This window comes from Pseudomonas sp. 14P_5.3_Bac1, assembly GCF_025466135.1.
Taxonomy (GTDB): Bacteria; Pseudomonadota; Gammaproteobacteria; order Pseudomonadales; family Pseudomonadaceae; genus Aquipseudomonas.
Genome location: NZ_JANLOF010000020.1, coordinates 95,311 through 102,033 on the forward strand (window position 1 = coordinate 95,311; position 6,723 = coordinate 102,033).

Genomic DNA, 6,723 nt, shown 5'->3' on the forward strand with positions numbered 1-6,723 from the left:
AAAATGGTTAGACGGCAATTTGATGGTCTGTGAGGCCAGGACTGCTGACGCGGTAGATCCCGATTTCGCCCAACAGATTGGGCCATAGCTTACTCGCCCAGCCGTGGCGATGCTGTTGATCGACGGCAAGGCGGTTGATGACTTTGGCCTCACGCTCTCCGCACAAGGCTTCGAAGTCTTCGAAGGTGCAGAAGTGGATGTTCGGGGTGTTGTACCACGTGTACGGCAGGAAGTCCGACACCGGCATGCGGCCCTTGGTGGCCAGGTACCAGCGGCAGCGCCAGTGGCCGAAGTTGGGAAAGGTGATGATGCACTGGCGGCCCACACGCAGCATTTCGTCGAGAATGCGGTCCGGGTAGTGCACGGCTTGCAGAGCCTGGGTCATCACCACGATGTCGAAGCTGTTGCTGGCAAAGTTGCCCAGGCCCTTGTCCAGGTCCTGCTCGATCACGTTGATGCCCTTGGCCACGCACTGGGCAATGTTGTCCGGGTCATTTTCCAGGCCGTAGCCGGTGACTTGCTTGTTGTCGCGCAGCCAGCTCAGCAGTTCGCCATCACCGCAACCGAGGTCGAGCACGCGGCTGCCGGCGGGGATCCAGTCTTGGATGATTTCCAGGTCGGCTCTCATGGCGTTCTCACAGAGTTATGCGGTTCATGTAATTGCTGAAAGCCTGCAGGTAGCGCGGGATCGGGATCAGGAAGGCGTCATGGCCTTGCGGAGCATCGATCTCCAGGTAGCAGACATCTTTCTTGGCGGCCATCAGCGCGTCCACCAGCTCACGGGAGCGGGCCGGCGAGAAGCGCCAGTCGGTGGTGAACGACATCACGCAGAACTTGGCGGTGGCGCCCTCAAAGGTTTTCGCCAGGTCGTCGTTGAAGTTGGCGGCCGGGTCGAAGTAGTCCAGCGCCTTGGTCATCAGCAGGTAAGTGTTGGCGTCGAAACGCCCGGAAAACTCTTCGCCCTGATAGCGCAGGTAACTTTCGACCTGGAACTCAACGCTGTGGAAGTCGTAGTTGAGCTTTTCGCTCTTGAGGCCACGACCGAATTTCTCGCCCATGGAGTCATCGGACAGGTAAGTGATGTGCCCGACCATCCGCGCCAGCATCAAGCCACGCTTGGGGATCACGCCCGCTTCCTGGAACGAACCGCCGTGGAACTCGGGGTCGGTGAGGATGGCCTGACGGGCCACTTCGTTGAAGGCGATGTTCTGCGCCGACAGTTTCGGCGCCGAAGCGATGGCCAGGCAATGGCGCACGCGGTCCGGGTAGGTGATGGTCCATTGCAGCGCTTGCATGCCGCCCAGGCTGCCGCCGATCACCGCGGCCCATTGGCCGATGCCCAGCAGGTCCGCCAGACGCGCCTGGCTGTGCACCCAGTCTTCCACGGTCAGCACCGGGAAATCCGCGCCGAACGGTTTGCCGGTTTCCGGGTTGAGGCTGCTCGGGCCGGTGGAACCGTTGCAGCCGCCGAGGTTGTTCAGGCTCACCACAAAGAATTTGTTGGTGTCGATGGGCTTGCCGGGGCCGATGCAGCTGTCCCACCAGCCGGGCTTGCGCTCGTCGGCACTGTGGAAACCGGCGGCGTGATGATGGCCGGACAGGGCGTGGCAGATCAGCACGGCGTTGCTCGCCGTGGCGTTCAGTTGGCCGTAGGTTTCGTAGATCAGGTCATAGGCCGGCAGCGAACGGCCGCAGGCCAGGGCCAGCGGTTCGCTGAAGTGCGCCACTTGGGGCACGACCAGTCCAACAGAATCGGGGGGGAAGGCAGCTGGCATCGACCCTGCTCTCGTTTAAATGAGGCGTAAGTCTAAAGACCGCTGCACTTAGCGGCAAGCAAAGGCCTGCACGGAGTCAATTCAGTACGCGGATACAAAATGTGGGAGCGGGCTTGCTTGCGAATACGGTGTGTCAGTCAGCGAAAATATCGACTGATCGACTGCATTCGCGAGCAAGCCCGCTCCCACACTTATCCGCGTTTCAAATCAGCCCGAACAGCTCCTTGGGCATGAACGCGTAGTAGGCCAGGCGCGGGATCACCCAGCTTTGCAGCAGCTGGATCGCGATAAACGCGAAGATCGGCGAGATATCCAGGCCGCCCAGGTTCGGGATCAACCGACGGAACGGCGCCAGCACCGGCTCGGTGATCTGGGCTACCAGCTCCGCGCCAGGGCTACGGCTGCCGGGTGCGACCCACGAGAGGATCACGCTGATGATCATCGACCAGAAGATGATCTTCAAAAACAGCGAGAAGATACCGATCAGGCCCCATGGCAACAGCAGCGGGGTGAAGGCCTGATAGCCGTTGAGCATCAGGATCACCATAAACAGCAAAATCTGCAGCAGCAGCGCCAGCACCAGCGACGACATGTCCAGGCCGAACAGGCTTGGGATCACGCGGCGCAGCGGTTTGAGCAGCGGTTGGGTGGCTTTCACCACGAACTGGCAGAGCGGGTTGTAGAAGTTCGCCCGCACCAGTTGCAGGATAAAGCGCATCAGCACGATCAGCAGGTACAGGCTGCCCAAGGTCTGGATGATGAAAATGGCAGCGTCATTGATTCCGAGCATGTTTGTTTCCTATCGGGTCCAGTTGCAGGGGACGACTATTTGCCCAGTTGCTCGGCCATCTCGGCCGAACGATGTGCCGCGGCACCCAGGGCTTTTTCCACCAGGGCTTCAAAGCCGCCGGCCTGGAACGATTCAATGGCCGCTTGCGTGGTGCCACCCGGCGACGTTACGCGGCGGCGCAGTTCGGCGGCGTCCACGTCGCTGTCGACGGCCATGTTCGCGGCGCCCAGGGCGGTTTGCTCAGCCAGTTGCTCAGCCACTTCGTGGGGCAGGCCCAGCTTCACGCCGGCGGCGGTCATGGCTTCGATCAACAGAAAGAAGTACGCCGGGCCGCTGCCGGACACGGCGGTGACCGCGTCCAGTTGCTGCTCTTGCTCCAGCCACACGGCGATGCCGACGGCGGACAACAGTTCTTGCGCCTGATCGCGTTGCTCGGCCGTCACTTCGGCGGTGGCGTACAGGCCGCTCACGCCCTTGCGCAGCAGCGCCGGGGTGTTGGGCATGCAGCGCACAATTGGCTGTTCACCGAGCCAGTTGTTCATGCTGGCGCAGGTGATGCCCGCGGCGATGGAGACCACCAGTTGGTGTGGCTGCAGGCTCGGGCGCAGGCTTTCGCACACGGCCTTCATGGCCTGCGGTTTCACCGCCAGCACGATCACGTCGACACCCTGGATGGCCTCGGCGTTGTCAGCAAAGGTTTCAATGCCATGCTCGCTGCTGACGCGGGCGCGGGTGTCGGCGCCCGGGTCGCTGGCGCTTATCTGCTGGGCTTGCAGGCCCTTGGCCCGCAGGCCGCCGATCAGGCTGGCCGCCATGTTACCGGCGCCGATAAAGGCAATACGCGTGTTGCTCATGACAGGTCCTTATTCAGAGGAAAGTCAGCCATTTCACGGCTGGCCGTAGTCGCGGGCGCCAAACAGGGCGGTACCGATCCGCACCCAGGTGGCGCCTTGGGCGATGGCCGACTCGAGGTCGTGGCTCATGCCCATGGAAAGTGTGTCCAGCGGCAGATTCAGGCTGGCTTGCAGGTCTCTCACCGCTGCGAATGCCGCATCTTGCGCGGCGCGATCTTCAGTCGGCTCGGGAATCGCCATCAGGCCGCGCAGTTTCAGGCGCGGCAAGGCGCTGATCGCATGGGCCAGGGCCGGCAAGTCGGCGGGCGTACAGCCGGATTTGCTGGCTTCGCCACTGACGTTGACCTGAATGCAGATGTTCAGCGGCGGCAGGTCGGCCGGGCGTTGTTCGGACAGGCGTTGAGCGATTTTCAAGCGGTCCACGGAATGTACCCAAGCGAAGTTCTCGGCGATCGCACGAGTCTTGTTCGATTGAATGGGGCCAATGAAGTGCCAACTCAAGGGCAGGTCGGTTAATTGCGCCTGTTTGCCCAAGGCTTCCTGCAGGTAGTTCTCGCCAAAATCGTGCATCCCGGCGGCGTAGGCTTCGCGCACGGCTTGCGCGGGTTTGGTCTTGCTCACGGCCAGCAGGTGGATGCTGTTTTCGTCACGTTGCACGGCGTGGGCCGCGGCACGGATCCGCTCGCTAACCAGGCCAATGTTGTCTGCTATCGTCGACATTCAAGATGCACCCGTGGATATGGAGTCCGCGGCATTCTACTGGAAATGGAAAGCCCTATGGATATCACTGAATTGCTGACGGCCAGCGTGCGCCGTGGCGCCTCCGACCTGCATTTGTCGGCCGGCCTGGCACCGATGCTGCGTGTTGATGGCGAGGTCTGGCCGCTGGAGGGCCCGGTGCTCACGCCCCCGCAAGTTGCGGAGTTATTGAGCCCTTTGCTCAACCGCTACCAACAAAAGGATTTCGAAACATCTCTTGAAACCGATTTTGCCTTCGAACTGCCGAGCGTGGCGCGGTTCCGGGTGAATGTATTTCAACAGGATCGCGGCATGGGGGCGGTGTTTCGCACCATTCCCGCCGAGGTGCAGAGCCTTGAACGCCTCGGGCTGGGGGCGGTGTTCCAGCGTATCGCGCAACTGCCGCGCGGCCTGGTGCTGGTCACCGGGCCGACCGGGTCGGGCAAATCCACCACGCTGGCGGCGATGATCGACTACCTCAACGGGCATCGGCGCCAGCACATCCTCACCCTCGAAGACCCCATCGAATTTATCCACAGGCCGAAAATGGCCTTGATCAACCAGCGTCAGGTGCATCGCGATACCCACAGCTTTTCGGCGGCGCTGCGTTCGGCGCTGCGTGAAGACCCGGATGTGATTCTGGTGGGCGAATTGCGCGACCTTGAGACCATCCGCCTGGCGCTGACGGCCGCTGAGACCGGGCACCTGGTATTTGGCACCTTGCACACCACCTCGGCCGCAAAGAGCGTGGACCGGCTGGTGGACGTGTTCCCGGCAGCGGAAAAGCCCATGGTGCGCTCGATGCTCTCGGAGTCGTTGCAGGCGGTGGTGTCGCAAGTGCTGGTCAAGAAGATCGGTGGTGGGCGGGTGGCGGCTCACGAGATCATGCTGGGTACACCGGCTATTCGTAACCTGATCCGTGAAGACAAAGTGGCGCAGATGGTCTCGGCGATCCAGACAGGTGGCGCGCTGGGGATGAAAACGTTGGACATGAGCTTGAAGGCGTTGGTCAGCGAGGGGCTGATCAGCCGGGAAGATGCGCGGGGGCAGGCGAGGGTGCCTGGGGACATCTGAGGTCTTGCGGGCAATGAAAATCAAATGTGGGAGCGGGCTTGCTCGCGAATGCGCAGTGTCAGTCACCCTCTTAGTTGACTGATCTAACGCATTCGCGAGCAAGCCCGCTCCCACACTGGTTACCGCATATCAGACTGAAATCAGCGCTGCACAACCCGCAGGTTGTTGTTCTGTTCTTTCGGCAGAACCCGTTTGGCAATCACGTAGTTCTTGTCCCAGAACGGCTTTTTCAACGTGTCGATGCTGACCGACTTGCCACGACGCGGTGCGTGGATAAAGCGGTCGTTGCCCAGGTAGATGGCAACGTGATTGACCTGGCGGCTCTTCAACTTGAAGAACAACAGGTCGCCCGGTTTCAGGTCTTTACGATCAACCTTCAGCCCGTGACCGGCGGCCATGGCGTTGGAGGTGCGTGGCAAATCCACCGCTTTGACGTCATTAAACGCATATTTCACCAGACCACTGCAGTCGAACCCTTTACTTGGGCTGCTGCCGCCCCAACGATAAGGAGTACCGAGCACATTAACCGCGCGGCTGAGGACGTTGCTGCTTTGTTTGGTGTTAACTGCCATCAGGCCGGGCGTTACTTTACCGTGGTGGGCCTTGCTCAGTTGAGTCGGGCGGTTGACGGTCAGTTTTACCGATTTGGCGGTGCCTGGTGTGCTGTGAACTTTAGGGGTGAAACCGTTAACGTTAGGAAGACGTTGCTCACGATTGGTGGCGTGGGCGGCCAGTGGCATTAATAGGCAGATGGTTAGCCATGTCTTGAAAAATGGTCGCATTAGGCGTGGCTCTTTTAGGTTTGCGCGCAACTTTATAACAGCTTTTTGTGTCGTTCTTAGGCCGTTTGTCGACTGAACCCTGGGGTCAAATTCAGGAAAAGCGCGACGAATTGCCGCTATCGTCCTGCAGAGGTCAGGTGGCATAAGGCTTTGCGGGAGGGAAGATACCATTTGCCGTGTGTCGGGCGCCCGTAAAAAAGTCACAAAGAAAATGAAAAAATTTATCTATCGAGGCAAAAGAGGTACTCCATGAACACCTATCAACAGGATGTGATGCAGCAGGACACCCACAGCAAGGTGATCGGTTACCTGCTGTGGATTTTCGGTTTTACCGGGGCGCACCGCTTCTATTACGGCAAGCCTGTGACCGGGACGATCTGGTTTTTCACCTTTGGTCTTTTCGGGATCGGCTGGCTGATCGACTTGTTCCTGATCCCTGCCATGGACCGTGAAGCAGACCTGCGTTTCACCGCCGGGCCGATCGAATACAACGTGGCCTGGATACTGTTGGCGTTCCTGGGCGTGTTCGGGCTGCACCGCATGTATCAGGGCAAATGGATCACCGGCCTGATCTACCTGCTGACTGGCGGTTTGTTCCTGGTGGGCGTGCTGTATGACTTCTGGACGCTGAATACGCAGGTTTCGATCCGCAATGCCGAGCGCAATAGCGGACGCTGAGCGCGCATATAAGTCAATGTGAGCACGGTCAA

At 60.2% G+C, this 6,723-nt stretch carries 8 protein-coding genes; 2 read left to right on the forward strand and 6 right to left on the reverse strand.

What is annotated here, in order from left to right; genetic code table 11:
- Positions 1-7: 7 nt before the first annotated feature.
- From metW to NTD89_RS05090, 5 genes are all read right to left on the reverse strand, one after another.
- Positions 8-628: a methionine biosynthesis protein MetW gene (gene metW, locus NTD89_RS05070; protein ID WP_003213768.1), complete on the reverse strand. Its 621-nt coding sequence runs from the start codon at positions 626-628 to the stop codon at positions 8-10.
- A 7-nt stretch (positions 629-635) separates the two neighbouring features.
- Positions 636-1,775 carry a homoserine O-acetyltransferase gene (locus tag NTD89_RS05075; RefSeq protein ID WP_145157735.1) on the reverse strand — a complete coding sequence of 380 codons (1,140 nt, stop codon included), beginning with the start codon at positions 1,773-1,775 and terminating at the stop codon, positions 636-638.
- Between the two features lie 202 nt (positions 1,776-1,977).
- Positions 1,978-2,565 (reverse strand): YggT family protein, encoded by a 588-nt coding sequence (locus NTD89_RS05080; RefSeq protein ID WP_145157732.1) that lies wholly within the window; start codon positions 2,563-2,565, stop codon positions 1,978-1,980.
- A gap of 35 nt (positions 2,566-2,600) precedes the next feature.
- A complete protein-coding gene (gene proC / locus NTD89_RS05085; RefSeq protein WP_145157730.1) occupies positions 2,601-3,419 on the reverse strand; it encodes a pyrroline-5-carboxylate reductase in 819 nt (272 codons plus the stop codon).
- Positions 3,420-3,452: 33 nt separating this feature from the next.
- Positions 3,453-4,139, reverse strand: a complete 687-nt coding sequence (locus tag NTD89_RS05090; RefSeq protein ID WP_119737447.1) for a YggS family pyridoxal phosphate-dependent enzyme — start codon at positions 4,137-4,139, stop codon at positions 3,453-3,455.
- 57 nt (positions 4,140-4,196) lie between these two features.
- Here NTD89_RS05090 and NTD89_RS05095 point away from each other — a divergent pair, with 57 nt between their 5' ends.
- Positions 4,197-5,231 carry a type IV pilus twitching motility protein PilT gene (locus tag NTD89_RS05095; protein ID WP_242199822.1) on the forward strand — a complete coding sequence of 345 codons (1,035 nt, stop codon included), beginning with the start codon at positions 4,197-4,199 and terminating at the stop codon, positions 5,229-5,231.
- A gap of 140 nt (positions 5,232-5,371) precedes the next feature.
- On the opposite strand, the gene NTD89_RS05100 is transcribed toward NTD89_RS05095, so the two are convergent.
- On the reverse strand, positions 5,372-6,013 hold the full coding sequence (locus NTD89_RS05100) for a C40 family peptidase (protein WP_145158570.1): 642 nt from the start codon (positions 6,011-6,013) through the stop codon (positions 5,372-5,374).
- A 249-nt stretch (positions 6,014-6,262) separates the two neighbouring features.
- Here NTD89_RS05100 and NTD89_RS05105 point away from each other — a divergent pair, with 249 nt between their 5' ends.
- Entirely contained in the window at positions 6,263-6,691 is a 429-nt protein-coding gene (locus NTD89_RS05105; protein ID WP_262206626.1) for an NINE protein, read from the forward strand.
- Positions 6,692-6,723: the final 32 nt, after the last annotated feature.

Excerpts from the sequence above, each read along its gene's own strand:
- NTD89_RS05095 (WP_242199822.1), top strand. The coding sequence starts at position 4,197 with ATGGATATCACTGAATTGCTGACGGCCAGCGTGCGCCGTGGCGCCTCC.
- NTD89_RS05090 (WP_119737447.1), bottom strand. The coding sequence starts at position 4,139 with ATGTCGACGATAGCAGACAACATTGGCCTGGTTAGCGAGCGGATCCGT.
- NTD89_RS05100 (WP_145158570.1), bottom strand. The coding sequence starts at position 6,013 with ATGCGACCATTTTTCAAGACATGGCTAACCATCTGCCTATTAATGCCA.
- NTD89_RS05105 (WP_262206626.1), top strand. The coding sequence starts at position 6,263 with ATGAACACCTATCAACAGGATGTGATGCAGCAGGACACCCACAGCAAG.
- NTD89_RS05075 (WP_145157735.1), bottom strand. The coding sequence starts at position 1,775 with ATGCCAGCTGCCTTCCCCCCCGATTCTGTTGGACTGGTCGTGCCCCAA.
- metW (WP_003213768.1), bottom strand. The coding sequence starts at position 628 with ATGAGAGCCGACCTGGAAATCATCCAAGACTGGATCCCCGCCGGCAGC.
- proC (WP_145157730.1), bottom strand. The coding sequence starts at position 3,419 with ATGAGCAACACGCGTATTGCCTTTATCGGCGCCGGTAACATGGCGGCC.
- NTD89_RS05080 (WP_145157732.1), bottom strand. The coding sequence starts at position 2,565 with ATGCTCGGAATCAATGACGCTGCCATTTTCATCATCCAGACCTTGGGC.